The organism is Modestobacter sp. SYSU DS0875 (assembly GCF_054050915.1).
In genome coordinates, this window is record NZ_JBJHAH010000027.1 from 21,423 (window position 1) to 46,741 (window position 25,319).

Annotated in this window: 22 protein-coding genes; 8 read left to right on the top strand and 14 right to left on the bottom strand. The window is 74.6% G+C overall.

Annotation, left to right across the window (positions count from 1 at the left end):
- Positions 1-108: 108 nt before the first annotated feature.
- From mnhG to mbhE, 6 genes are read right to left on the bottom strand one after another with little or no spacing between them, the layout of a single operon-like run.
- A complete protein-coding gene (mnhG, locus tag ACI79Y_RS15360; protein WP_457159314.1) occupies positions 109-459 on the bottom strand; it encodes a monovalent cation/H(+) antiporter subunit G in 351 nt (116 codons plus the stop codon).
- Positions 456-710 (bottom strand): monovalent cation/H+ antiporter complex subunit F, encoded by a 255-nt coding sequence (locus tag ACI79Y_RS15365; protein ID WP_457159315.1) that lies wholly within the window; start codon positions 708-710, stop codon positions 456-458. Before ACI79Y_RS15365 ends, mnhG begins: the two co-directional genes overlap by 4 nt.
- The gene (locus tag ACI79Y_RS15370) at positions 710-1,132 is read right to left on the bottom strand and encodes a Na+/H+ antiporter subunit E (RefSeq protein WP_457159316.1); all 423 of its coding nucleotides are present in this window, start codon (positions 1,130-1,132) and stop codon (positions 710-712) included. Before ACI79Y_RS15370 ends, ACI79Y_RS15365 begins: the two co-directional genes overlap by 1 nt.
- Positions 1,129-2,667 carry a monovalent cation/H+ antiporter subunit D family protein gene (locus ACI79Y_RS15375; protein ID WP_457159317.1) on the bottom strand — a complete coding sequence of 513 codons (1,539 nt, stop codon included), beginning with the start codon at positions 2,665-2,667 and terminating at the stop codon, positions 1,129-1,131. The genes ACI79Y_RS15370 and ACI79Y_RS15375 overlap by 4 nt, the downstream gene beginning before the upstream one ends.
- Positions 2,664-3,080 carry a sodium:proton antiporter gene (locus ACI79Y_RS15380; protein ID WP_457159318.1) on the bottom strand — a complete coding sequence of 139 codons (417 nt, stop codon included), beginning with the start codon at positions 3,078-3,080 and terminating at the stop codon, positions 2,664-2,666. Before ACI79Y_RS15380 ends, ACI79Y_RS15375 begins: the two co-directional genes overlap by 4 nt.
- Positions 3,077-5,869 (bottom strand): hydrogen gas-evolving membrane-bound hydrogenase subunit E, encoded by a 2,793-nt coding sequence (gene mbhE, locus ACI79Y_RS15385; protein ID WP_457159319.1) that lies wholly within the window; start codon positions 5,867-5,869, stop codon positions 3,077-3,079. Before mbhE ends, ACI79Y_RS15380 begins: the two co-directional genes overlap by 4 nt.
- A gap of 291 nt (positions 5,870-6,160) precedes the next feature.
- On the opposite strand from mbhE, the gene ACI79Y_RS15390 reads away from it, so the two are divergent.
- A complete protein-coding gene (locus ACI79Y_RS15390; protein ID WP_457159320.1) occupies positions 6,161-7,495 on the top strand; it encodes a glycoside hydrolase family 6 protein in 1,335 nt (444 codons plus the stop codon).
- A gap of 262 nt (positions 7,496-7,757) precedes the next feature.
- Here ACI79Y_RS15390 and ACI79Y_RS15395 read toward each other — a convergent pair whose 3' ends face one another.
- The 7 genes from ACI79Y_RS15395 to ACI79Y_RS15425 form a co-directional block, all read right to left on the bottom strand.
- The gene (locus tag ACI79Y_RS15395; RefSeq protein ID WP_457159321.1) at positions 7,758-8,723 is read right to left on the bottom strand and encodes a glycoside hydrolase family 88 protein; all 966 of its coding nucleotides are present in this window, start codon (positions 8,721-8,723) and stop codon (positions 7,758-7,760) included.
- A gap of 37 nt (positions 8,724-8,760) precedes the next feature.
- Positions 8,761-9,501, bottom strand: coding sequence for an SDR family NAD(P)-dependent oxidoreductase (locus ACI79Y_RS15400; RefSeq protein ID WP_457159322.1), 741 nt, complete (start codon positions 9,499-9,501; stop codon positions 8,761-8,763).
- Entirely contained in the window at positions 9,498-10,910 is a 1,413-nt protein-coding gene (locus ACI79Y_RS15405) for a GH1 family beta-glucosidase (protein ID WP_457159323.1), read from the bottom strand. Before ACI79Y_RS15405 ends, ACI79Y_RS15400 begins: the two co-directional genes overlap by 4 nt.
- 82 nt (positions 10,911-10,992) lie before the next feature.
- A complete protein-coding gene (locus tag ACI79Y_RS15410; protein WP_457159324.1) occupies positions 10,993-12,081 on the bottom strand; it encodes an ABC transporter ATP-binding protein in 1,089 nt (362 codons plus the stop codon).
- Positions 12,082-12,129: 48 nt separating this feature from the next.
- Positions 12,130-13,041: a carbohydrate ABC transporter permease gene (locus ACI79Y_RS15415; RefSeq protein WP_457085274.1), complete on the bottom strand. Its 912-nt coding sequence runs from the start codon at positions 13,039-13,041 to the stop codon at positions 12,130-12,132.
- Between the two features lie 9 nt (positions 13,042-13,050).
- The gene (locus ACI79Y_RS15420) at positions 13,051-14,034 is read right to left on the bottom strand and encodes a carbohydrate ABC transporter permease (RefSeq protein ID WP_457159325.1); all 984 of its coding nucleotides are present in this window, start codon (positions 14,032-14,034) and stop codon (positions 13,051-13,053) included.
- A 166-nt stretch (positions 14,035-14,200) separates the two neighbouring features.
- On the bottom strand, positions 14,201-15,529 hold the full coding sequence (locus ACI79Y_RS15425) for an ABC transporter substrate-binding protein (RefSeq protein ID WP_457085272.1): 1,329 nt from the start codon (positions 15,527-15,529) through the stop codon (positions 14,201-14,203).
- 199 nt (positions 15,530-15,728) lie between these two features.
- Here ACI79Y_RS15425 and ACI79Y_RS15430 point away from each other — a divergent pair, with 199 nt between their 5' ends.
- From ACI79Y_RS15430 to ACI79Y_RS15450, 5 genes are all read left to right on the top strand, one after another.
- Positions 15,729-16,757 (top strand): LacI family DNA-binding transcriptional regulator, encoded by a 1,029-nt coding sequence (locus ACI79Y_RS15430; protein ID WP_457159326.1) that lies wholly within the window; start codon positions 15,729-15,731, stop codon positions 16,755-16,757.
- Between the two features lie 194 nt (positions 16,758-16,951).
- Positions 16,952-18,622, top strand: a complete 1,671-nt coding sequence (locus ACI79Y_RS15435; RefSeq protein ID WP_457159327.1) for a circularly permuted type 2 ATP-grasp protein — start codon at positions 16,952-16,954, stop codon at positions 18,620-18,622.
- The gene (locus ACI79Y_RS15440) at positions 18,616-19,566 is read left to right on the top strand and encodes an alpha-E domain-containing protein (protein ID WP_457159328.1); all 951 of its coding nucleotides are present in this window, start codon (positions 18,616-18,618) and stop codon (positions 19,564-19,566) included. Before ACI79Y_RS15435 ends, ACI79Y_RS15440 begins: the two co-directional genes overlap by 7 nt.
- Positions 19,567-19,570: 4 nt before the next feature.
- The gene (locus tag ACI79Y_RS15445) at positions 19,571-20,470 is read left to right on the top strand and encodes a transglutaminase family protein (protein WP_457159329.1); all 900 of its coding nucleotides are present in this window, start codon (positions 19,571-19,573) and stop codon (positions 20,468-20,470) included.
- Between the two features lie 99 nt (positions 20,471-20,569).
- Positions 20,570-22,432, top strand: coding sequence for an ABC-F family ATP-binding cassette domain-containing protein (locus ACI79Y_RS15450; RefSeq protein ID WP_457159330.1), 1,863 nt, complete (start codon positions 20,570-20,572; stop codon positions 22,430-22,432).
- Positions 22,433-22,525: 93 nt separating this feature from the next.
- Here ACI79Y_RS15450 and ACI79Y_RS15455 read toward each other — a convergent pair whose 3' ends face one another.
- Complete coding sequence (locus ACI79Y_RS15455; protein ID WP_457159331.1) at positions 22,526-23,227, bottom strand: hypothetical protein; 702 nt, start codon at positions 23,225-23,227, stop codon at positions 22,526-22,528.
- A 187-nt stretch (positions 23,228-23,414) separates the two neighbouring features.
- Between ACI79Y_RS15455 and ACI79Y_RS15460 the strand changes: the two genes are divergently transcribed.
- A complete protein-coding gene (locus tag ACI79Y_RS15460; RefSeq protein WP_457159332.1) occupies positions 23,415-24,584 on the top strand; it encodes a sensor histidine kinase in 1,170 nt (389 codons plus the stop codon).
- On the top strand, positions 24,581-25,240 hold the full coding sequence (locus tag ACI79Y_RS15465; protein ID WP_457159333.1) for a response regulator: 660 nt from the start codon (positions 24,581-24,583) through the stop codon (positions 25,238-25,240). The genes ACI79Y_RS15460 and ACI79Y_RS15465 overlap by 4 nt, the downstream gene beginning before the upstream one ends.
- The last annotated feature ends 79 nt before the right edge of the window (positions 25,241-25,319 follow it).

Sequence of the window (25,319 nt, forward strand, 5' to 3'; positions counted from 1 at the left end):
CCGCTCCGGGGATCAGGTGGGCTGATCGTGCTCGCTCCTGGCTCAGCTCAGGAGGTGAGCCAGGAGCACCGGCGGTGAGCTGAGCTGATCGTGGGCGGGCGGGCGGGCTCACCGGGAGGCGGGGTCTCCCTCCGGCTCCCGGTCGCCCACGCCCAGCTCGTCGGTGTGCGTGCGGTCGGTCAGCGGGGCGCCGGTGAGGCGGGCCGCCTGGCCCACCTCGAAGCCGGCGATCGGCACGGTGCACAGCTGCAGCACGGCCGCCACCAGCAGGACGACGATCGCGCCGGTGTCCGGCGTGCGCAGCGCCACCCCGAGCAGGACGAGGACCAGGCCCAGGCTGGCGGCCTTGGTCACGGCGTTGGTCCGGTTGTAGACGTCGGGCAGCCGGAGCAGCCCGAGGGCGGCGATCCCCACCAGCGCCACCCCGGCCAGCAGGACCACGTCGCCCAGGGCGCTCACCGGGACCGCCTCGCGACCAGCCGGGCCAGGGCCACGGTGGCCAGGAAACCGACCAGCGTGCCGACCAGGACCAGGTCGAGCAGCGCCGGCGCCCGCATCCGCACGGAGAGGACGGCGACCGCGCACAGCGTCACCGCGAAGCCGAAGTCGACCGCGAGGACCCGGTCGGCGTCGGTCGGGCCGAGGACGATCCGCCCTGCGGCCGCCAGCAGGGACAGCGCGAGCACCGCCAGCGCCGCGTCCAGCACCATCAGCTCTCCTCCCGATCCGGAGCGGCGCCCGGCCCGGGGGCCCGGTCGGGCGCCTGGCCGCTGCGCCGCCAGGCGGCCAGCATCCGGTGCTCCAGCTGGTACAGCTCGGCCCGGGTCGCGGCCACGTCCGGGACGTGCATCGTGTGCACGGCCACCTCGACACCGCCTCCGCCGGACCGCCGGTCCGTCGAGGCGATCACCAGCGTGCCGGGGGTCAGCCCGACCAGGGCGATGAAGGACGCGACCTCCAGGTCGGTCCGCCCCGCCAGGTGCAGCCGGAGGACGGCGGGGGTCACGCCGGTCCCCGGGGTGACGATCTCCCGGGCCACCTGCAGGTTGGCGCGCAGGAAGCGCCCGGTGTAGTACGCGGCGAAGGCGGCCAGCCGGCCCGCGTGCCGCAGGGTGCGCACGACCTCGTTCACCGGCCGGTCACCGCCGCCACCCAGCCGCCGGGGTCGACCAGGCCCGCGGCGGCCGCCTCCGCGGCCTGCAGCAGGGGCTCGGCCCAGATGCCCAGCACCAGCGCGCCCGCGGCGAGCAGCAGCGGCGGCCCGACGAGGGCGGCCCGTGCGCCGCGGCCCGGACGGGTCCGGGTGGCCGTGCTGCCCGGACCGTCCCCGGCCCGCTCGGGCCCGTCGACCCGCTCCGGCGGACCGTCCTCGGCGGGGGCCCAGAAGACGCCGTTCCACACCTTCAGCATCGACACCAGGGTGATCAGGCTGACCGCGAGCAGCGCCGCCAGCACCCACCAGGCGCCCTCGGCCGCCGTGGCGGTGGCCAGCTGCAGCTTGCCGACGAACCCGGACGTCGGCGGGATGCCCACGAGGGCGAGCGCCGAGCCACCGAACGCGACCGCGAGCAGCCGCTCACGGTGCACCAGCCCGCCGAGGTCGTGCAGGGAGTCGGTGCCGTACCGGGTCCGGAGCGCGCCGCCCACCATGAACAGCGCGGCCTTCACCAGGACGTACTGGACGAGGAAGAACAGCGCCGCGGTGAACCCGGCGAGCGTCGCGAGCCCCAGCCCCACCACCACGTAGCCGATCTGGCTGACCATGTGCGAGATCAGCACCCGCCGCACGCTGCTCTCCCCGACCGCGGCGAGCACCCCGACCACCATGGTCACGACGGCGGCGGTCAGCAGCAGCCAGCGCAGGTCCGGGTCACGGTCGAACAGCACGGCGTAGAGCCGGAACAGCACGTACAGCCCGACCTTGGTGAGCAGTCCGGAGAACAGCACGGTCACCGCCGGCCCGGTGACCGCGTAGGAGCCGGGCACCCAGCTGTGGAACGGCACGACCGCCGACTTCACCGCCATCGCGAGCATCGCCACACCGGCGGCGAGCGCGGCCGGGGTGCCGGCCGCGGCCACCCCGGCGAGCTCGCCGAGCTGCACGGTGCCGGCCACCCCGTAGAGCAGGCCGGTGCCGGCCAGGAACACCGTGGAGGCGAACAGGTTCACCGTGACGTAGAGCCGGCTGCCGGCCACCCGCTGCCGATCCCGGCCCAGCGCCACCAGCACGTAGCTGGGGACGAGCATCACCTCGACGAAGACGAACAGGTTGAACAGGTCGGCGGTGAGCAGCACGCCGGAGACGCCGGCGGACATGACCAGCACCAGCGGCACCGTCAGCGGGGCGTCGTCCTCACCGGTCCCGATCGCGTACACCAGGCCGAGCAGGACGACGACCGAGGTCAGCAGCAGCACGAGGGCGCTGAGCGCATCGGCGGCGAAGGTGATCGCGATGACCGACGGCCACCCGGCGACGCGCAGCACCGGGACGTCGCCGTCGAGCGCGCCGACCAGCAGCACCGCCGCCACCACCACCACCGCGGCGGCCACCGCGAGCCCCACCGCGCGGTCGACCGGGGAGGGCCCCGGCCGGCGCCGGCCCAGCAGGAGCAGCAGGCCGGCGGCGAGGAGGGGCCCGAGGACCGGGGCGGCCAGCAGCGCGCTCACCGGGGGCCGTCCGCGTCGTCGCCGGCCACGTCCGGAGCGGGGGCGTCGGCCGGGTCGGGGGCGGCGTCGACCGGGACGCCCGCGTCCGCGGTGCTGCGGTCGGCCGACGTGCCGTCGTCCTCCGGCTGCACCCGGCCGGCCCGGGCCAGGCCCAGCAGGTAGACGGTGATGGCGAAGGTGATCACGATCGCGGTCAGCACGAACGCCTGCGGCAGCGGATCGGCCGCCGGCTCGTCACCGCCCTGGCCGGCGAGCGGCAGCCCGCGCCGGTGGAGGCCACCGGCGGAGACCAGCAGCAGGTTCACCGCGTGCCCGAGCAGCACGAAGCCCACCACCACCCGGAGCAGGGTGCGCTGCAGCACCAGGTACACCCCGGCGGCCAGCAGCAGCCCGACCGCCACCGCGGCGGTCACCGGGCGCCCCCGGTGACCGTGACCTCGGCGCCGGTGGCGGGTGTGCGGCCCCCGTCGTCGCCGGACGCCCGGTCGGCGAGCGTGTCGACGGTGGCGGTGACCAACCCGACGACCAGCAGGTACACACCCGCGTCGAAGACCAGCGAGGAGCCGACGCCCAGCGCGTACAGGCCCGGCACCTCGAAGGGCTGCAGCGGCGGGTCACCCCACAGCAGCGGCAGCAGGGCCACGCCGAGCAGCACGACCACCCCGGCCCCGACCAGCGGCCGGGCCCGCAGCGCACGCCCCAGCCGCTGGTACGGGCCGAGCACGAGCCGCTGCAGCGTCACCGCGACGCCGGCCACCAGGGCGGCGATGAAACCGCCGCCGGGGGCGTCGTGCCCGCGCCAGAGCAGGAAGGCCGAGAGGGCCAGCATGCCGGGCACCAGCAGCCGGGTGCTCACCCGCAGCACGACGTCCTCGGTGGGGGTGCCGGTGCCGGCGATGGAGTCCCGGGACCCGGTGGCCGGCGGGCGCGCGGTGCCGGCCCGGGCGCGCAGCACCAGCAGCCCGAGCGCGGCCACGCCCACCACCAGGGACTCCAGGAGCGTGTCCAGCCCGCGGAAGTCGACCAGGACGGTGTTCACCACGTTCTCCCCGCTGGTGAGCTCCTCGCCCCGGGCCAGGAAGAACTCCCCTGCGGGGGAGAGGTCGCGGCGGCCGGTGAACGCCGCGGTGGCCCCGGCGCCGGCCAGCCCCACCCCGACGGCGAGCGCCGCGGCCGGCCAGCGGCGCGCCGGGCCGCTCCGGGGGAGCCCCACCGGGGTGCCGCGCAGGACGAGCACCAGCACCACGGCGGTGAGCACCTCCACCAGCAGCAGGGTGATCGCCACGTCGACGGCGCCGGCGAGCACGAACCACACCGAGACGAGCAGCCCGACCAGGCCGGTCAGGCCGATCAGCACCAGGGCCGACCCGGTGGCGGCCGCGCCGGCCAGCGCCAGGGCCAGCAGCACCAGCAGCGGCCACTCCACCGGCTCCGAGCTGCCGGCCCGCGGGGGCAGTGCGCCGAGGGCGGCGACACCCACCCCGGCCAGCACGAGCAGTCCGAGCACCGGGCGGGCCAGGTGGGCGGCGAGGGCGGGCACCCGGTCGGGGCGGCCGACGGCCGTGCCCGCGGCGAGCAGCCCGGCATGGGCGCGCTCGAACAGCTCGCTGCCGTCGGGCAGCCGCATCCGCTGCAGCACCCGGTCCACGGCGTCCCGCCGCCAGAACATCAGCAGCCCCGCCGTGAGGGTGACCGCGGACATGCCCAGCTCGGGGGTGAACCCGTGCCACAGGTAGACCTCCGGGGGGTCCCCGCCGGGCAGGGCGGCGGTGGCGGCGTCCACCAGCGGGTCCAGCAGTGAGACGGCCGGTCCCAGCAGCAGGCCGGCGACGGCGGCCACCGCGGCCGGGGCCAGGAAGGCCGGCGCCGGTTCGTGCAGGTCCGACGGTTCGGTGGCGCCCCCGCCGAACGCGCCGTACACGATGCGCGCGCTGTAGGCCACGGTGAACGCCGAGGCGAGCACCGCGGCGGACGCGGCGACCGGACCGGCCCAGGGTGCCAGCTCGGTGTCGAGGAAGCCGCCGAACAGGTACTCCTTGCTGACGAACCCCAGCAGGGGCGGCACCCCGGCCAGCGACAGCGCCGCCAGGCCGGTGAAGGCCGCCGTCCAGGGCATCACCCGGCGCAGCCCGGCCAGCTCGCGCACGTCGCGGCGGCCGGTCTCCTCGTCGACGATCCCGACCAGCATGAACAGCGTGGCCTTGAACAGCGCGTGCGCCATCGTGTGCAGCAGCGCCGCGGCGAGCGCCTCGGCGGTGCCCACGCCGATCGCCGCCACCAGCAGGCCCAGCTGGCTGACCGTCGACTGGGCCAGCACCGCCTTGAGGTCGTGCTCGCGCAGCGCCATCACCGCCCCGACCACCGCGGTGGTCAGGCCGACCACGATCAGGGTCGCCTGCCAGGCCGGCTCGTCGGCGTACAGCGGGCTGAACCGGATCAGCAGGTAGATGCCCGCCTTCACTATGGTCGCCGCGTGCAGGTAGGCGCTCACCGGCGTCATCGCGACCATCGCGCCGGGCAGCCAGAAGTGCACTGGCAGCTGGGCCGACTTGGTGAAGGCGGCGACCGCCAGCAGCACCCCGACGGGCAGCGCCACCGGGGAGTCGAGCACCACGGCGGGATCGGCGAGGACGGCGGACAGCCGGGTGGTGCCCGCGGTCACCGAGACCAGCACCACGGCGGCCAGCAGCGCCAGCCCCCCGGCGACGGTGACCAGCAGGGCCTGCCGGGCGGCCCGGGTCGCCGGCGTGCCCGCGGTGGAGACGAGGGCGAACGAGCAGAGGGTGGTCAGCTCCCAGCAGAGGTACAGCACCACCATGTCGTCGGCCAGCACCAGCCCGACCATCGCGGCGGCGAAGAAGGTCAGCAGCGGGTAGAGCGGCCCGTGGGCGTCCTCCTCGTCGATGTAGTGCGGGCAGTAGGCCAGCACGAGGGCGCCGACGCCGAGCGCGATCAGGCTGAAGACCAGCGAGACGCCGTCCAGCCGCAGGGTGAGCGAGACGCCCAGGCTGGGCAGCCACTCCGCCGACCACTCGACCACCGAGCCGGCCAGCACCGCCCGGGTGTGGGTGAGCAGCACCCCGCCGACCAGCAGGAACCCCGCAGCCAGCACGTACCCGGTGGCGCGCCCCAGCCGGCGGGCGAGCAGGGGGGCGAGCGCGGACAGGCCGAGCAGCGCCCCGAGGGCGACGAGCAGGCTCACCGGGCGGCTCCAGGGGTCGCGAACGGGATCGCCGACCAGGCTTCCCGGCACAGCGGCACCGAATCTAGGGGCTGCGGCCGGGCCCGGCAGGTCGGGAGCCGGGGCGAGGGCTGTGCGCAGTCGGGCGCGAGGCGCTCAAGATCAGCGTGTTCCGGAACGTCAGCGTCTTGCGTCGGCGGGGTTCGGGAGGCAGAGTGTGACCGCTCCCACACTGATCCGCTGATGCTCGCGCAACCGGCGTGGGAGCGCTTCCACGGTGCTCGCCGTGGATCCTCCGACGACAGGACGACGATGTTCTCGACTCCCCGCCGCCGACGTGCGGCGCTGCTGGCCGCCTCCGCGGTGATCGCGGTCGGCCCGCTCGCGGTGGCCGGTCCGGCCGCGGCGGCCCCGCCGGCCGGCTCCGGCCCGGTGGCCACGGCGCCGGCCCCGGCCCCGCCGCTGGCCCCCGGCACCCGCTTCACCACCCCGGTGCCCGACCCCGGCGCCGTCCGGCAGACCATCGACCTGGTCCAGGAGCACCGCTTCGCCGACGCCGAGCTCATCGCCCGCGAGGCCGCCACCCCGCAGGCCACCTGGTTCACCGACGGCACCCCGAAGGAGGTGCGGCACGAGGTGCGCCGCGCGGTGACGCTGGCCACCGCGACGAAGACCGTGCCCACCTTCGTCGTCTACAACGTCCCCGGCCGTGACTGCTCCCAGTACTCCTCGGGCGGGGCGGCCGACGACGCGGCCTACCGCGCCTGGGTCGACGGCTTCGCCGCCGGGCTGCGGAAGGGGCAGCAGATCACCGTCGTCATCGAACCCGACGGGCTGGCGCTGATGCCCGGTGACTGTCCGCCCGGCACGTACCCGGAGGGCACCGCGCCCACCGACGAGGGCCGGCTGGCCGACATCACCTACGCCGCCGCGGCGATCGAGCGGGCGAACCCGGCGGCGCTGGTCTACCTGGACGCCGGCCACGTCAGCTGGCACGCGGTCGGCGACATCGCCGAGCGGCTGGCGGCGGCCGACGTCGGGCAGTTCCAGGGCTTCGCCCTCAACGTCTCCAACTACCAGTACACGGCCAACCTGCAGCAGTACGGCACCTGGATCTCCTCCTGCCTGACGCTGATCACCGTGGCCGCGCTGCCGTCGGAGGAGTGCGGCAGCCAGTACTGGAGCGGCGGCCCGGCCAACGACTTCCAGGGCGTCGCGCTGGACCCGCTGCAGGAGTGGAGCGACTCGGCGGCCGACCCGGTGGCCAACACCGCGGGGGTCAACAGCCGGTACGCCCAGCAGCTCGGCGAGCTCGAGCCGACCGCCCACTTCGTCGTCGACACCAGCCGCAACGGCCAGGGGCCGTGGGCGCCGGACACGACCTACCCGGACCCGCAGACCTGGTGCAACCCGCCGGCCCGAGGCCTCGGGCCACGGCCGGAGGCGCAGCCGGCCGCGGAGTTCCCCCTGCTGGACGCCCACCTGTGGGTCAAGACGCCGGGGCAGTCCGACGGGCAGTGCAACCGTGGCATCGCCGGGTCGACCACCGACCCGGAGTGGGGCGGCATCGTCGACCCCGCCGCCGGGGCGTGGTTCCCGGAGCAGGCGCTGGAGCTGGCGCAGCTGGCGGTCCCGCCGCTGCGCTGAGCAGGTCCCCGGCCGCCCCGCCCCTGGCGCGGGGCGGCCGGCTCCCGCGGGCACGATCGTGGGGGGGGGCCCCCGCGGGGGGGCGCGCCCCCCGCGCGCGCCCCCCCCGGCCCCCGCGCCCCGCCCCGCGGGGGCGGGCGCCGGCCCGCCGCCCCCCCCCGCCCCCCCCCCCGCCCCCCCCCCCCCCCCCCCCCCCCCCGCCCCCGCCCCCCCCCCCCCCCCCCCCCCCCCCCCCCCCCCCACGACTGAGCGGACCCCCCGGTCAGCCGGGAACGGGCCGAGGGGCGCGGCGCCAGCGGCGCTCGGCCGCCTCGGCCAGCAGCAGGAACGCCTGGGCCTCGGGGGAGTGGCCGGGCCGGTCGAAGTGCGGCGCGGCGCTGGCCCCGGCCACCCGGCCCAGCGGGTCCAGCCGGGCCACCACCGCGGCCAGGAGCTCGCTGCCCACGCCGGCGCACCCGGCCGGGAGCCAGCCCTCGGCCGCCCCGGTCAGCGCGGCCCAGGCGAACATCGCCGCCACGGTGGGGTCGGAGCGGCTGGCCGGGTCGTCGAGCACGTCGCCGAGCAGGCCGTCGGGACGGCGCAGCGCGGCGGCGGCCGTCAGCAGCCCGCGCACCTCCGCGGCCACCTCGCCCCCGCGCCGCCCGGGGAGCCAGCGCACCGCGCGGGCCAGGCCGGCCACCACCCAGCCGTTGCCGGTGCCCCAGGCCCGGGGGTCGGCGAGGGCCCCGGTGTCCTCGTCCCAGCGGGCGGACCAGAGCCCGGTGCCCGGGTCGCGCAGCCGGGACCGGTGCCCGTCGAGCTGGTCCAGCGCCGCGACGGCGGCGCCGGTGGCGGCGAGGAAGGGCACCACCATGTAGACGGTGTCGGCCCACACCTGCCGGCCCTCGACCAGGTGGAACAGTGTGCCGTCGCCGGCCCGGGGTGCCCCGCTGAGCAGCCAGTCGCGCTGCCGGGCGGCGGCCGCGGCCAGGCCGTCGTCGCCGGTGCGGCCGGCGACGAGGTCGACGAACTCCGCCACCGCCCCGCTGTTCACCGAGCAGAGCGGGTCGAGCTCGGCCAGCCGCCCGTCGGGCCGCTGCCGGGCCACCGCGTCGTCGACCAGCATGCGGAGCGCGGCCGCCGTGCCCGACACGTCGAGCACGGCGGCCGTGAGCCCCTGGTCCCAGCTGTGCCGCTGGGTGACCAGCAGCGCGGACAGGACCTGCGCGTGGACCTCGTCGTCCAGCACGGCGCCTCCCTGTCCCCGTGGTCGCTGCCGCCGGACCTCAGAACGAGATCTCGGTGCCGTCCTTGAAGATGCGGCCGGTCACCGTCGTCGGCTCGCGCAGCAGCGCCAGCGCACCCGCGGCGCTCTCCTCCGGGGTGCCGGGGGCCTCCTGGCCACCGAGGTCGGTGCGCACCCAGCCCGGGTCGAGCGCGTTGACCGCGACCTCGCCGGCCAGCTGGGCGGCCTGCATGAGCACCAGTCCGTTGAGCGCCCACTTGCTCACCCGGTAGCTGCCGATGCCGGCGTCCCGGATGAGCTCGGTGGTGCCCGCGCCGGAGCTGACGTGCACCACCCGCGGCTCGCCGCCCTTGCGCAGCGCGGGCAGCAGCGCCAGCACCAGGCGGTGCGGGACGACGCAGTTGACCAGCAGGCTCTGCTCGAGCGTGCCGGCCGGCTCGTCCTCGAACCGTGGCTCGCGGGCGAGCATGACGCCTGCGTTGTTCAGCAGCACGTCCAGCGCACCCCACCGCTGCCCGACCGCCTCGGCCAGCCGGTGCGGCGTGGCCTCGTCGGTCAGCTCGGCGACGACGGGGGTGAACGAGCCGGGGCCGTCGGCCAGCTCCGCGGCCAGCTCGTCGAGGGCCGTCGCGTCCCGGGCGGTGCCCAGCACGTCGGCGCCCTCGGCGACCAGCCGGCGGGCGATCGCCCGGCCCACCCCGCGGGAGGCGCCGGTCAGCAGCACCCGGCGGCCGGCGAGGGAGGTGCCCCCACCGGCCGCCGTGGTGTCGGGTGCCGTCACCGGGCCCCCTCGCCCTGGGCCTCGGAGTGACGGCGCAGCACGTCGGCGTAGACCCGGGCGCTCTGCTTGGGGGTCCGCACCTGGGTGTCGTAGTCGACGTGCACGATGCCGAACCGCTGCTCGTACCCGCGCGCCCACTCGTAGTTGTCCATCAGCGACCAGGCGAAGTAGCCGCGCACGTCGGCGCCGCCGTCGATCGCCTCGGTCATCGCCGCCAGGTGCCGCAGCAGGTAGTCGACCCGCTCGGGGTCGTCGACCTGCCCGTCGGCGCCGACGGCGTCCGGCCAGGCGGAGCCGTTCTCGGTGATGAACATGGGCAGGCCCGGGGCGGTGTCGCGCAGCCACAGCAGCAGCTCGGTGAACGCCTCGGGGTTGATGCCCCAGCCCATGGTGGTGGTCGGGCCCTCGGGCTCGAGCTCCTCCACCAGCTCGGCGCCGATGAACGCCGACTGCTTGCCGGTGGGCTCGCTGACCGCCCGCACGGTCGACTGGAAGTAGTAGTTCACGCCCAGCCAGTCGACGGGGGTGGAGATGATCTCCAGGTCGCCGTCCTCGACGGGGAGCGGGGCGCCCGCGGCGGCCAGGTCCTCGGCGACGTCGGCCGGGTACTCCCCGGTGACGATGGGCACCACGAACATCCGGTTCTGCTGGCCGTCGAGCCGTCGGGCGGCGTCGAGGTCCGCGGCGGAGTCGGTGGCCGGCCTCATCGGGGTGAAGTTCAGCGTGATGCCCAGGTGGTCCGCGCCCTTGTCGCGCAGCGCCTGGGTCGCCAGGCCGTGGCCGAGCAGCAGGTGGTGCACGGCCCGGGACGCCTCGACCGGGTTCGTGTGGCCCGGTGCGTGCTGGCCGGCCATGTAGCCCAGCAGCGAGCTGCACATCGGCTCGTTGAGGGTCGACCAGTGCGGCACCCGGTCGCCGAGGGCGTCGTAGAGCACCCCGGCGTACTCGGCGAAGCGGTAGGCGGTGTCCCGGTCGGCCCAGCCGCCCTCGTCCTGCAGCGCCTGCGGCAGGTCCCAGTGGTACAGCGTCAGCCACGGGGCGATGCCCGCCTCGAGCAGCTCGTCGACCAGCCGGCGGTAGAAGTCCACCCCGCGCTGCTCGATGCGGCCGGTGCCCTCGGGGAGGATCCGCGGCCAGGAGACGGAGAAGCGGTAGGCGGCCAGCCCCAGCTCCTTCATCATCGCGACGTCCTGCGGGTAGCGGTGGTAGTGGTCGCAGGCGACGTCGCCGGTGTGGCCCCGGAAGGTCTTGCCCGGGGTGTGGCTGAAGGTGTCCCAGATCGACGGGCCGCGGCCGTCTTCGTCGACGGCGCCCTCGATCTGGTAGGCGGCGGTGGCGGCGCCGAAGGTGAACCCCGGGGGGAACACGAGTCCGGCGGTCCGGTCCTCGCGGACGTCGGTGGAGGTCATGACGGGGTGCGCTCCTTGCTGGGGACGGGGGTTGCCGGCGCGCCCCGCCGGTGGGGCGCGCGAGTCAGGAGAAGTGTGCGCGTCATTCGACGCGCAGGCCGCTCGTGGGGTCGAACACGTGCAGCTGCCCGGGCAGGACCGAGATGTGCACCTGGTCACCGGCGGTGATGGGAGTGCGCGGCTCGGTCCGGACGATCACCTCGGCGCCGTCGTCGGCGCCCCCGGTGAGCCGGGCGTAGAGGAAGGCGTCACTGCCGAGGTGCTCGACGACGTCGACGCCGACCGGGACGCCGTCGCCGGCGGGGGCCAGGACGCTGGCCTCCGGGCGGAAGCCGACGGTGACCTGGCCGTTGCCGGCCGACGCGCGGGTCAGCTGGTCGCGGGGGACCGGCAGCACCGCGCCGCCGAGCAGTACGCCGCCGTCGACCGCCGGCCCGGTGGCGATGTTCATCGCCGGGGAGCCGATGAAGCCGGCGACGAACACGTTGGCCGGGCGGTCGTAGAGGGACCCGGGGGTGTCGCACTGCTGCAGGACGCCGTCCTTGAGCACCGCGACCCGGTCGCCCATGGTCATCGCCTCGACCTGGTCGTGGGTGACGTAGACGGTGGTGGTGCCCAGCCGGCGCTGCAGGGCGGCGATCTGGGTGCGGGTCTGCACGCGCAGCTTGGCGTCGAGGTTGGACAGCGGCTCGTCCATCAGGAACACCTGCGGGTTGCGCACGATCGCCCGGCCCATCGCGACCCGCTGCCGCTGGCCACCGGACAGGGCCTTGGGCCGGCGGGTCAGGTAGGGCTCGAGGTCGAGGATCTTCGCCGCCTCCCGGACCCGGGTGGCGCGTTCGTCCTTGCCGATGCCGGCGAGCTTGAGCGCGAAGCCCATGTTCTCCTCCACCGTCATGTGCGGGTAGAGGGCGTAGCTCTGGAACACCATCGCGATGTCCCGCTCCTTGGGCGGGGAGTCGGTCACGTCCCGCTGCCCGATGACGATCGACCCGGCGTCGACCTCCTCGAGTCCGGCGAGCATCCGCAGCGACGTGGACTTGCCGCAGCCCGAGGGGCCGACCAGGACGAGAAACTCGCCGTCGGCGATCTCCAGGTCGAGGGCGTCGACCGCGGGCCGCTCGGCCTTGGGGTAGATCCGGGTGGCGTGGTTGAAGGTGACGGTGGCCATGTCAGGCGCCTTTCCGGCTGGGGGAGGAGGTCGGGAGGTGGGCGCCGGTCATCCCTTCACCGCGCCCTGCATGATGCCGCCGACGATCTGCTTGCCGAGGATCGCGAAGACGATGAGCACCGGCAGGGTGCCCAGCAGCGTGCCGGCCATGATCACCGCGCGCTGCGGGACGTAGCCGGAGCCCAGCCCCGCCAGCGCGACCTGGACGGTCGGGTTGGCGGTGGTCAGCGCGATGATCGGCCAGAAGAACTCGTTCCAGGCGGTGAGGAACGTGAGCATCGCCAGCACCGCCATCGCCGGGCGGGCCACCGGCAGCACGATCGACCGGAAGATCCGGAAGGTCGACGCGCCGTCGACCCGGCCGGCCTCCAGCAGCTCGTTGGGCAGCGCGGAGATCAGGAACTGGCGCATGAAGAAGACGCCGAAGGCGCTGACCAGCGTGGGCAGGATGACCGCCTGCAGCTGGTTCACCCACTGCAGCTCGGCGATCATCATGAACAGCGGGATGACCGCCAGCTGGGTCGGCACCATCATCGTGCCGATCACCAGCGCGAGCAGCACCCCGCGGCCGCGGAACTGGAGCTTGGCGAAGGCGAACCCGGCGAGCGTGCAGAACAGCACGGTGCCGATCGTGATGGCGCTGGAGACGATCACCGAGTTCACGATGGCAAGCCCGATCGGGGCCTGGTCCAGCGCCAGCCGCATGTTGTCGAAGAAGCTGGCGTTGGGCAGGAACGGCGGCGGGGTCGCCGCGATCTCCGCGTTGGTGTGCGAGCCGGCCACCACGGTCCAGTACAGCGGGAAGATCGACACCAGCGACACCAGGGTCAGCAGGGTGTAGGCGACCGGCCCGGCCTTGGTGTTCTTGCCGCCGGCGCCCTTGCCTCGCCGCGCCGGCTCCGCAGCGGGGGTCGAGGGTCTCTGGGTGTTCTCCGTGCCCGGGAGTGCGATCGTCGCCATGCCGGCCTCCTACCGCTCGGCCCGGGCGCGGAGGCGGCCGATCACGGCGTTGACCCCCACGATCACCAGGATGATCAGGAACATCGCCCAGGCGGTGGTGGCCGCCTGCCCGATGTGGAAGTTGGTCCAGCCCTGCTGGTACATCAGCAGGCCCAGGGTCTGGTACTGACCCGCGGAGCCACCGCTGGTGGTGCCGTTGCCGGCGAACAGCAGCGGCTCGCCGAATAGCTGCACGGCGCCGATGGTCGAGATGACGACGGTGAACAGGATCGTCGGGCGCAGCGACGGGATCGTGACGTGCAGGAACTGCTTCCACTTGCTCGCGCCGTCGATCTCCGCGGCCTCGTACAGCTCGCCGGGGATCGACTGCATCGCGGCCAGGTAGATCAGTGCGTTGTAGCCGGTCCAGCGCCAGGTCACGATCACGGCGATGGCGATCTGGCTGGTCCAGGTGCCGGCCTCCCAGTCGATCCGGGACAGGCCGACGGCCTCCAGCGCGGTGTTGATCAGGCCGTAGTCGCGGCCGAAGAGCTGGGCGAAGACCAGGGTCGCGGCGGCGATGCTGGTCGCGTAGGGCATCAGCATCACGGTGCGGAAGAAGGTCCGACCGCGGAGCTTGTAGTTGAGCAGGTGCGCCAGGCCCAGGGCCATGCACAGCTGGGGGACCGTGGAGAGGATCCCGATGGTGAGCGTGTTGCGGGCGGCGTTCCAGAAGAACTCGCTCTGCAGCAGGTTGCGGTAGTTCTCCAGGCCGATGAACTCACCGCCGTTGATGTTGGACAGGCTGGTCCGGTGCAGCGAGATCCAGGCGGTGTAGAGGAACGGGTAGAGGCTGAAGGCGCCGAAGACGAGGAAGAAGGGGGCCACGTAGGCGTAGCCCCAGCGGTTGCGGGTCAGCTGCCGCCGCTTGCGCGGGCGGCCGGGGGCGGCAGCTCGATCGGGTGGGGGTGCGGCGATCGCCGCCTCGCGGACGGTGCCACTCGCGATGGTCATCCAGGGGTCCTGACGGTCGGGTGCGCGGGTCGGGCGATGGGTCCGGTCGAGGACCGGACCGGCCGGTGCATCCGGTCCGACGGCCGACGTGGCCGGGGGCCGGAGCAGGTGCCCGGGAGCGGGAGACGCTCCCGGGCACCGCGTCCGGTGGGCGGGCCGAGTCGGCTCAGCCGCCGATCGCCTGCTGGGCCGCCTGCAGCGCGTCCTGGAACGCGTCGTCCGGGCTGGTCCCGCGGGTGGCGATGTCCGTCAGGCCGGTGGTGAAGGCCTCCTGGATCTGGGTGTCGTACGGGCCGATCGGCGTCCGGCGGATGTTGGCCGCCGACTCACCGAAGATCGCGCCGGTCGGTGCACCGCTGAAGTACTCGTTCACCGCGTCCTGGACGCCGGGGTCCTCCGCAGCCTGCGGGCTGGAGGGGAAGTGCGCCGCCTCGGTGAACATCTTCACCTGCTGCTCCGGGGCGGTCAGCCACTCGACCAGGTCCTTGGCGGCCTCGACGTTCGGGCCGTCGGCCGGGACGCCGAGGAAGGAGCCGCCCCAGTTGCTGGCGCTCTCGCTGGCACCCGGCAGCGGGGCGATGTCCCACAGACCGGCGCCGGCGTCACCCATCTGGGAGTTGATGTAGCCGAGCATCCACGCCGGGCAGGCGATGGTGGCGAAGGCGCCGTTGGCGAAGGCGGCGTTCCACTCGTCACCGAACTGGCTGAGGTTGGCGGTTAGGCCCTCTTCGGCGGCCTGGCTGGCGTAGTCCCACGCCCGCTCGACACCCTCGCTCTCCTCGGGGATCGGGTTGCCGTCCTCGTCGTTGTAGGCGACGTCGCCCTGGTAGACCGAGGAGGAGAAGATGCTGGCCGGGCTGTCGACGAAGGCGCTGCCGGCGGGCTTGCCCGGCGCCGCCTGGTACTGCCGGGCGACGTCGAGGTAGTCGTCCCAGCTGGTCCACAGCGCGCCGACCTCCTCGCGCTCGCTGGGCAGCCCGGCCTGCTGGAACAGGTCCTTGCGGTAGCACATGGCCTGCGGGCCGGTGTCGGTGCCGAGGGCGATCGTGGCGCCGTCGGAGGTGGAGGCCTGGCCCCACTTCCAGTCGTAGAAGTTGCCCTCCAGCTCGTCGGCGTTCTCCTCCTGGCTCCAGTCGACGAACGCGTCGGAGTGGTTGCGCACGACGTCGGCGATGAAGCCGATCTCCAGGGCCTGGATGTCGTCGAGGCCGGAGTTGGCGGCCAGCCGGGTCTGCAGCGACTTGTAGTAGGCCGCGGACTGGGCGACGTTGTTCTGCTTGATCGTGACGTTCGGGTGCAGCGCCATGTACTCCTCGTAGAGACCGGCGTTGTCGAAGTCCATCGTGCCGAACGTGCCGACCGTCAGGGTGACGGGAGCGTCGGGGTCGTAGGGCTCGTCGCTCGCGCCGGCCTCCGAGCCGCCGCAACCGGCGGTCAGCAGGGCCACGGCCAGCGCCGCCCCGAACACCGCCTTGCCTCTCGTGGAACGGGACATGTGACCTCCTGGGGAGACCCCGGGGCAGGTGCTCCGATGCACCGCCGCTGCAGGGTGTGAGAACGCTCTCACGGCCGTGCGGCACAGAGTGGTGTGGGTCACCTTCGGGTGTCAAGTAACGGTTGGGACACGGGCCGGGGGTGTTGGAGAGCGCTCTCACCGGGCACCATGGGAGCCGCCACCCGAGCACTGGAGACCCATGACCGACACGAGCGCTCGCCCGGCGTCCCCGACGCTGGACGAGGTCGCCGTGCTGGCCGGTGTCTCCCGGGCGACGGTGTCCCGGGTCATCAACGACTCGCCGCGGGTGAGCCCCGAGGCCCGGGAGGCGGTCCGGGCGGCGGTCGCGCAGCTGCGCTACGTGCCCAACCGGATGGCGCGCAGCCTGGTCACCCGGCGCACCGACACGATCGCGCTGGTGCTGAACGAGCCCAACACCCAGGTGTTCAGCGACCCGTTCTTCGCCAGCATCGTGCGCGGGGTGTCGGCGACGCTGGCCGACACCGACCTCAACCTGGTGCTGCTGACCGCCCGCGACGAGCGGGAGCAGCAGAAGATCGGCCGCTACGCCCGCCAGGGTCACGTCGACGGGGTGATCCTGATGTCGGTGCACAGTGACGACCCGCTGCCGGGCATCCTCGAGGAGGCCCGCATCCCGCTGGTGCTCTGCGGCCGCCCCTTCGACGGCCGGGAGCTGGCCTACGTCGACGCCGACAACCGCGGCGGCGCCGAGCTGGCCACCCGGCACCTGGTCGGCATCGGCCGCCGCCGGATCGGCACGGTCACCGGCCCGCTGGACATGATCGCCGGCGTCGACCGGCTGCACGGGTGGCGGTCGACGCTGCAGGCCGCCGGCGTCGAGTCCGCGCCCCGGATGGTGGCGGAGGGCGACTTCACCGAGGCCGGTGGCGCCCGGGCGATGGCCGAGCTCCTCGAGGACGCCCCCGACCTCGACGCGGTCTTCGTCGCCTCCGACCTGATGGCCGTCGGCGCGCTGCGGGTGCTGCGCGCGGCGGGCCGTCGGGTGCCCGACGACGTCGCCGTCGTCGGCTTCGACGACGCCGCGGTCGCCGCGACCTGCGACCCGCCGCTGACCACGGTCGACCAGCCGCTGGGCGACATGGCCCCGGTGCTCACCGAGCTGCTGCTGCGCCAGATCGACGGCGGGGGTGAACCGGCGGAGTCCCGGGTCCTGCCGACCCAGCTGGTCCGCCGGGTCTCCGCCTGACGAAGGACCCCGGCTGTTCCCGGCAGTGATCAGGTGACCTGATCACTGTCCGTCCTCCCGCACCAGCATTGGTGCGGGAGGACGGTCATTGGTGCGGGAGGACGGTCATTGGTGCGGGAGGACGGTGCGCCCCGGCTGGGCGACCCGCGGCCGTCCGAAACGCGCGGGACACACGTCGTGTCTAGGTTCGTCGCATGGCGGACCTCTTCGACGGCTACCCCCTCGGGCAGCAGTGGGACGAGATGTTCGCGGCGCCGTCCCAGCCCCGGCCGCCGTACGCCGGGCTGTTCACCTCGCTGCAGCCGATGTCCGGCGAGGAGCTCGCCGCCCGCGCCGACGTCCTCTCCCAGACCTACCGCGACGCCGGCGTCACCTTCGCGCACGCCGGGGAGGAGCAGCCGTTCCCGCTGGACATCGTGCCGCGGGTGATCGGTGCGGGGGAGTGGTCGCTCATCGAGCGCGGGGTGGCCCAGCGGGTGCACGCGCTCGAGGCGTTCCTGGCCGACGTCTACGGCGCCGGCCAGGTGTTCGCCGACGGCGTCGTGCCGCGCAGCGTCGTCACCACCAGCGCCCACTTCCACCGCGCCGCGCACGGGCTGGTGCCGCCCAACGGCGTCCGGGTGCACGTCAGCGGCATCGACCTGGTGCGCGACGAGGCGGGCGACTTCCGGGTGCTGGAGGACAACCTCCGGTCCCCGTCGGGGGTCAGCTACGTGATCACCAACCGGGCGGCGATGAGCCAGGTGCTGCCCGAGCTGTTCGCCGACCACCGGATCCTGCCGGTCTCGGACTACCCCGGTCGGCTGCTCGCCGCGCTGAAGGCCGCCGCCCCGCCGTCGGTCGCCGACCCCACGGTCGTGCTGCTCACTCCCGGGGTCTACAACTCCGCCTACTTCGAGCACGCCCTGCTCGCCCGCCAGATGGGGGTGGAACTGGTCGAGGGCCGCGACCTGGTCTGCTCCGGCGGCCAGGTCAGCATGCGGACGACGGACGGGCAGCAGCGCGTCGACGTCATCTACCGCCGGATCGACGACGAGTTCCTCGACCCGGTGCACTTCCGGTCGGACTCGGTGATCGGGTGCGCCGGGGTGCTCAACGCCGCCCGGGCCGGGCGGGTCACCATCGCCAACGCGGTGGGCAACGGCGTCGCCGACGACAAGCTGCTCTACACCTGGGTGCCCGACCTGATCCGGTACTACCTGGCCGAGGAGCCGGTGCTGGCCAACGCCGAGACACACCGGCTCGACGAGCCCGACGTCGTCGAGTGGGTGCTGGCCAACCTCGACCAGCTGGTGCTCAAGCCGGTCGACGGCTCCGGCGGCAAGGGCATCGTCATCGGGCCGCGCGCCGACGAGCGGACCCTCGAAGAGCTGGGCGTGAAGGTCCGCGCCGCGCCCCGGGACTGGATCGCGCAGAAGCCGATCGGGCTCTCGACCTCGCCCACCCTGATCAACGGCCGGATCGCCCCGCGCCACGTCGACCTGCGGCCCTTCGCGGTCAACGACGGATCCGACGTCTGGGTGCTGCCCGGCGGGCTGACCCGGGTGGCGCTGCCGGAGGGCGAGCTCGTGGTCAACTCCAGCCAGGGCGGCGGCTCCAAGGACACCTGGGTGATCACCCCGCCCCGGCGCGCGGTCGAGCCGGCGCCCGGGCACGACGTCACCCGGGTCGAGTTCACCACCGCCGACCTGCCGGCCGACCCGCCCGCGCAGGACCCCGGCCCGCGCAACGACAACGCCCTGGCCCAGTCCCAGCAGCAGCAACAGGGGGCAGAAATGGCCATTTCTGCCCGGCGACGCGACGGCGACGCCCCGGCCCGAGGGGCAGAAATGGCCATTTCTGCCCGGGAGGTGGGGCCGTGCTGAGCCGGATCGCGGAGTCGCTGTTCTGGATCGGCCGGTACGTGGAGCGCGCCGACGACACCGCGCGCATCCTCGACGTGCACACCCAGCGGCTGGTCGAGGACCCGTGGATCGACGAGCGCCGGGCCTGCGCGAACCTGCTCGCGCTGATGGGGGCGCCGTGTGCGGAGTCCGAGGCCGACACCGAGCGGGTGCTGGCCACCCTCGCCTTCGACCGGGCCAGCCCCAGCTCGATCGTCGGGGCGCTGTCGGCTGCCCGGGAGAACGCCCGCGGCGCCCGCGAGGTGCTGTCGGCGGAGATCTGGGAGTCGCTCAACGTCACCCACAACGCGCTGCCCCAGCAGCGCACCATGGCCCGCCGCTACGGGCCGCACTCGCTGTTCCGGTTCGTCCGCGAGCGCTCGGCGATGGTGTTCGGGCTGGCCGACGCCACGATGAGCCGCGACGAGAGCTGGCTGTTCCTGGTCCTCGGCCGCTCGCTGGAGCGGGTCGACATGACCGCCCGGATGCTCTCCACCCGCGTGCTGGCCGGCGACTCGGCGCCGTCCTGGACCCTCGTGCTGCGCTCCACCGGCGCCTACGAGCCCTACCTGCGCACCTACCGCGGCGCGGTGAACTCCAGCCGGGCCGCGGAGTTCCTGCTGCTGGACCGGTTGTTCCCCCGCTCGGTGTTCGCCGCGCTCGAGCAGGCCGAGGGGTGCCTGGCCGAGCTGGAGCGGGCCAACGTGCGGGAGGGCCACCGGATCGGCGTCGCCGGCGAGGCGCACCGGATCGTGGGCCGGGCGCGGACGATGCTGGAGTTCATGCAGACCGACGAGATCCTGGCGACCCTGCCGGCCCGCCTCGACGAGCTGCAGCGGATGAGCTCCACCGCCAGCGAGGCCGTCACCACCCGGTTCTTCACCGAGCAGGCCCCGCAGGTGTGGGTGCCGGAAGGGGCGGTCTGACCCCATGACGCACGGACACGCCCAGTTCCAGACGCAGTCCGTCCCGGCCCGGGTGGGCGCCGATCGGTGGCGCCTGCAGATCGTGCACCGCAGCGCCTTCCGCTACGGCGGCCCGGTCCGCTCGTCGTACAACGAGGCGCGGATGACGCCGGAGAACAGCACCCGGCAGGCGACGCTGCGCTCACGGGTGGAGATCGAGCCGGCGGCCACGGTGCTCGCCTACCGCGACTACTGGGGCTCGACCGTCACCGCCTTCGACCTGCACGGCCCGCACACCGAGCTGGTGGTCACCGCGACGTCGGTGGTCGAGGCCGGACCGGAGCCGCACCTGCGCGACCCGGTCGGCTGGGCCGAGCTGGCGAGCCCGGACGTGCTCGACCGGTTCGGCGAGCTGCTGCGGCCGACGACGCTGACCGCGATGGACCCCCCGGTGGTCCGCGCGGTGCGTGCCGCCGTCGGTGACGCCGGACCGCGGGAGGCCGGGCACGTGGTCTGCCGGTTCGTCCGCGAGCACATCGATTACCTGTCCGGGGCGACCAGCGTGAAGACCAACGCGATGCAGGCGTGGACGCACGGCAAGGGCGTCTGCCAGGACATCTCGCACGTGTCGATCGGCCTGTTGCGGGCGCTGGGGCTGCCGGCCCGCTACGTCTCCGGGTACCTGCACCCGACGCGGGACGCCGGCATCGGCGAGGCGGTGACCGGCGAGAGCCACGCCTGGGTCGAGTGGTGGGACGGCGGGTGGTTCGGCTACGACCCGACCAACTCCGTCGAGATCGGGTCGCGGCACGTCACCCTCGGCCGGGGGCGCGACTACGCCGACGTGCCGCCGCTGAAGGGCATCTTCTCCGGCCCGGCCAGCGAAGGGCACACCGTCACGGTCGAGGTCACCCGGCTCGCCTGAGGAAGGACCCCGTCCTCCTCATCCCTCGCGAGCTCGGGACGAGCCTCTGGACGGGGCCTGCCCGTCCAGCACGTCACCCACCTGGGATGCTGGACGGCGATGAGCGCACCCCTGAACCTGGTCAACCTGGAACGGGTGTCGAAGGCCCACGGCACGACGGTGATCCTCGACGACGTCTCCCTCGGCGTCGCCGCCGGCGAGCGCATCGGCGTCGTCGGCCGCAACGGGGGCGGGAAGTCGACCCTGCTCGGCGTCCTCACCGGCACCCAGGAGCCCGACTCCGGCCGGGTCACCCGACGCGGCGACCTGGCGATGGGCGTGCTCGACCAGACCGGCACCCTGCCGCCGGGGACGACGGTGCGCGACGTGGTGCTGCCCGCCTCCCGGTTCGCCGCCGAGCACGAGTGGGCCGGTGACGCCGCCGTCCGCTCGGTGCTGACCGGGCTGGAGCTGGACCGGATGGGGCTGGACTCCCCGGTCGCCCCGATGTCCGGTGGTGAGCGGCGCCGGGTCGCGCTGGCCGCCCAGCTGATCCGCCCGCTGGACCTGCTGGTGCTCGACGAGCCGACCAACCACCTCGACGTCGAGGGCGTCGCCTGGCTGGCCGAGTACGTCAAGGCCCGCACCGGCGGCCTGATCGTCGTCACCCACGACCGCTGGTTCCTCGACGAGGTCTCCACCACCACGTGGGAGGTCGCCGACGGGGCCGTGCACGCCTACGAGGGCGGCTACTCGGCGTACACGCTGGCCCGGGCGGAGCGGGCCCGGATCGCCAACGTGACCGAGGAACGCCGGCTGAACCTGGTGCGCAAGGAGCTGGCCTGGCTGCGCCGTGGCCCGCCGGCCCGCACCAGCAAGCCGAAGTTCCGGATCGAGGCGGCCCAGGCGCTGATCGCCGACGAGCCGCCCGCCCGCGACACCATGGCGCTGGCCGGCTTCGCCGCCCGGCGGCTGGGCAAGACCGTCTACGACGTCGAGGACGTCACCTACACGGTGCGCGGCCGCGGCGACGACGCCGAGGACCCGGCGGGTCCGGCCGACCCGCAGGGGCCGCGGGAGCGCACGCTGTTCCGCGACCTGACCTGGCACGTCGGACCGGGCGACCGGATCGGCGTCGTCGGGGTCAACGGCGCGGGGAAGACCTCCCTGCTCAAGCTGCTGGTCGGCGAGGTGCAGCCGGACGCCGGCCGGGTCGTCGTCGGCCAGACGGTGGCCCCGGCGTACCTGTCCCAGCACGTCACCGAGCTCGACCCGCGGCAGCGGGTGCTCGAGGCGGTGCAGGACGTCGCCCGGATCGCGAGGATCGGCAACCAGGAGATCTCCGCCTCGACGCTGGCCGAGCGCTTCGGGTTCGCGGCGAACCGGCAGTGGACGCCGGTGGGCGACCTCTCCGGTGGTGAGCGGCGGCGGCTGCAGCTGCTCCGGCTGCTGATGGCCGAGCCGAACGTGCTGCTCCTCGACGAGCCGACCAACGACCTGGACATCGACACGCTCACCGCGCTGGAGGACCTGCTCGACAACTTCCCGGGCACGGTGCTGGTGGTCAGCCACGACCGGTACTTCGTCGACCGGGTCTGCGACTCGGTGGTCGCGCTGATGGGCGACGGGTCACTGGCCGCGCTGCCCGGCGGCGTGGAGGAGTACCTGCGGCGGCGGGCCGCCGGGGAGGCCGCGCTGCCGGGGTCGGGGGCGGCCGCACCGGTCGGCAGCAGCTCGGCGCCGTCGTCCGGTCCGAGCCACAGCGCCGCCGACGCGCGGGCCGCCCGCAAGGAGGCGTCCCGCCTGGAACGCCGGATGCTCAAGCTCGACGCCGACGAGAAGAAGCTGCACGAGCAGCTGGCCGCGGCGGCCGCCGACTACGCGAAGGCCGCCGAGCTGGACGCGCAGCTGCGGGCGGTGCAGGCGGAGAAGGAGCAGGTCGAGACCGACTGGCTGGCCGCGGCCGAGATCGCCGAGGGCTGACCCTCCCCGGGATCAGGTGACCTGATCATGCGTGCTCCTGGCTCACCGCAGGAGGTGAGCCAGGAGCACGCGGGGTGAGCCAGGACGGCGGCTTCAGGCGGCACCGGCCCGGGAGCGCTGCAGCAGCCGGAGCCCGACGACGACGGTCGGGACGGCGCCGACCACGGCGAACGCCGCGAAGAGCATCGGCTGGAACGGGAACGCCATCGACAGCCCCAGGGAGGCGATCGCCGGGGCGAGCAGCCACCAGCCGATCACCCCGGCCCGCGCCAGCCCGGCCAGCACCACGACCGGGCCGATCAGCCCGAACAGGGTGAGCGTGCCGACGATCCCCATCCCCGCCGAGCCCTCGACCGCGGTGAACAGCGACTCCGCCGCCGCCGGGTCGAGCTCTCGGCCGATGGCCCCGGTCCAGAAGTCCGACAGCACCAGGCCGGCCACGCTCACCAGCCCGAGTGACGACAGCAGGGAGCCGACGAGGGTGAGCGTGCCGCCCCGGCGGCCGCGGACCAGAGCCGGCGCCGCCAGCCAGGCCAGCGCCAGCAGCAGGTTGCCGTAGTGCAGCAGCAGGGCCGACAGCGCGGTCAGCCCCTCGTCGCGGGCCAGGGACTCGATGTAGTCGGCCGGGGCCATCGAGTCGGCCGTCGGCGAGGTCGCCATGCCCGCGACGTAGAGCAGTGGGCCGGCGATCAGCGCGCCGCCGGCGATCGGCAGCAGCCGGGCGGCGGCGCTGCGGGCGGGCCGGTCGGCCGCGGGGGCGGGCCGGCCGGTGGGGGTGGGGAGCTGGGTGGTCATCGTCCGTCCTCGGGTCGGGAGGGCACCGTCTCGTCGCGGTGTCGGCGAGAAAGCTAGGAACGACCGGGGTCGCCCCGCGTCCGTCCGCACGCACCGACCGGGGTCCGCCGGACGGCCGACGGAGGCCGCCCCCGGGTCCGTCGCGTGGGGGATGTCCGGCCCGCTCCCGGACCCCTACCGTGCTCGCATGCCACGCTGGTACCTCCGCTCCGCCGGCCGCTGGGCCTGGCCGGCGGTGGGCCTGCTGATCGGCGGCATGGCGGTGCTGGAGTCGACCATCGACACCTTCTTCCGCCAGGAGCTGGCGCTGGCGCTGCCGGGCCTGGCGGTGGGGCTGCTGCTGGCCTGCTGCCCGCGCTGGCCCACGGCGACGGCGCTGCTGGGCTCGGCGACCGTGCTGGGCAACGTCGCGCTGGGTGCGCCCGGACCGGGCGGGGCCCAGCTGATCGGCATGGCCGTGCTGGTCGGCCACGCCGCGGCGGCGCTGTCGGTGCGCCGCGGCGCCCTGGTGGCCGCGGCGGCGACGGCGCTGGTGCTGGTGGCCGGCCTGCTGTTCTCCGACTCGCCGTGGGAGGGGTTCTTCTACCTGCTGGTCACCGGGGTCGCCTGGGGCGTCGGAGCGCTCGTGCGCCAGTCCCGCCAACGCGCCCGCGAGCTGGAGGTGCTGGCGGCACGGCTGGCCGCCCAGCAGGAGACGGTGGCGACGGCGGCGGCGGTGGCCGAGCGCGCCCGCATCGCCCGCGAGGTGCACGACTCGGTGGCCCACTCGGTCAGCGTGATGGTGCTGCAGATGGGCGGGCTGCGCCGCCTGCTGCCCGACCGACCCGAGGCGCAGCAGGTGCTGCTCGGCCTGGAGCGGCTGGGCCGGGAGGCGGTCGAGGAGATGCGCCGGGTGGTCGGCGTGCTCCGCGAACCGGACACCGGCGACCCCGCTCCCCAGCCGTCGCTGACCCGGCTGGAGGCGGTGGTCGACGAGCTCCGGGCCGGCGGCGTGCCCGTCGAGCTGCACGTCACCGGTGAGCCGGTGCCGCTGCCGCAGCTGGTCGACGTCTCCGCCGTCCGGGTCGTGCAGGAGGCGCTGTCCAACGTCGTCCGGCACGCCGGGGCGGCCGCCACCCGGGTCGAGCTCGCCTGGCGCCCCGACCGGGTCACGGTGACGGTCACCGACGACGGCCGCCCGCGGGTCGCCGGGGCAGCCGGGGACGCCGCCCCGGGCGGCTTCGGGCAGCTGCACATGCGGGAGCGGGTCGCGGTCGCCGGCGGCAGCCTGGAGGTCGGGCCGGTGCGCGGGGGCGGCTACCGGGTGCGGGCCAGCTTCCCGGTGAGCGCCGTGCGCACCCCGGCGGTGACCGGGTGACGATCCGGGTGGTGCTGGTCGACGACCAGGCGATGGTGCGCACCGGCCTGCGCATGGTGCTGGCCGCCGAGCCGGACGTCGAGGTGGTGGGGGAGGCCGCCGACGGTGCGGAGGGCGTGCGGGTGGTGACCGCGCTCCGCCCCGACGTCGTCCTGCTCGACGTCCGCATGCCCGGCGTCGACGGGCTGGAGGCGGCCCGCCGGATCATCGCCGCCGGGCTGCCCACCCGCGTGGTCGTGCTGACCACGTTCGACGAGGACGAGTACGTGACCGCAGCCCTGCGCGCCGGGGTGAGCGGGTTCCTGCTCAAGGTGGCCCCGCCGGAGGACCTGGTCGCCGCGGTGCGCACCGTCGCCGACGGCGGTGGCCTGCTCGACCCGGCGGTCACCTTGCGGGTCATCGAGTCCTTCGCGGCCGCGCCGGCGCCCGACCCGGTGCGCGCCGCGGCGCTCGCACAGCTCACCGAGCGGGAGACCGACGTGCTCGCGCTGGTGGCCGCCGGGCTGTCCAACGCCGAGATCGCCGGCCGCCTGTACCTGGGGGAGGCGACGGTGAAGACGCACGTCAGCCGGGTGCTGCTGAAGCTGGGCCTGCGCGACCGGGTGCAGGCCGTCGCGTTCGCCTACGAGAGCGGGCTGGTCACCCCCGGACGGTGACCGGCGCCGGCGCCGGCGTCGCGAGGATCGCCTCGAGTCGCCGGGAACGACGGACGCCGGGAAGATGGGGCGCAACGAT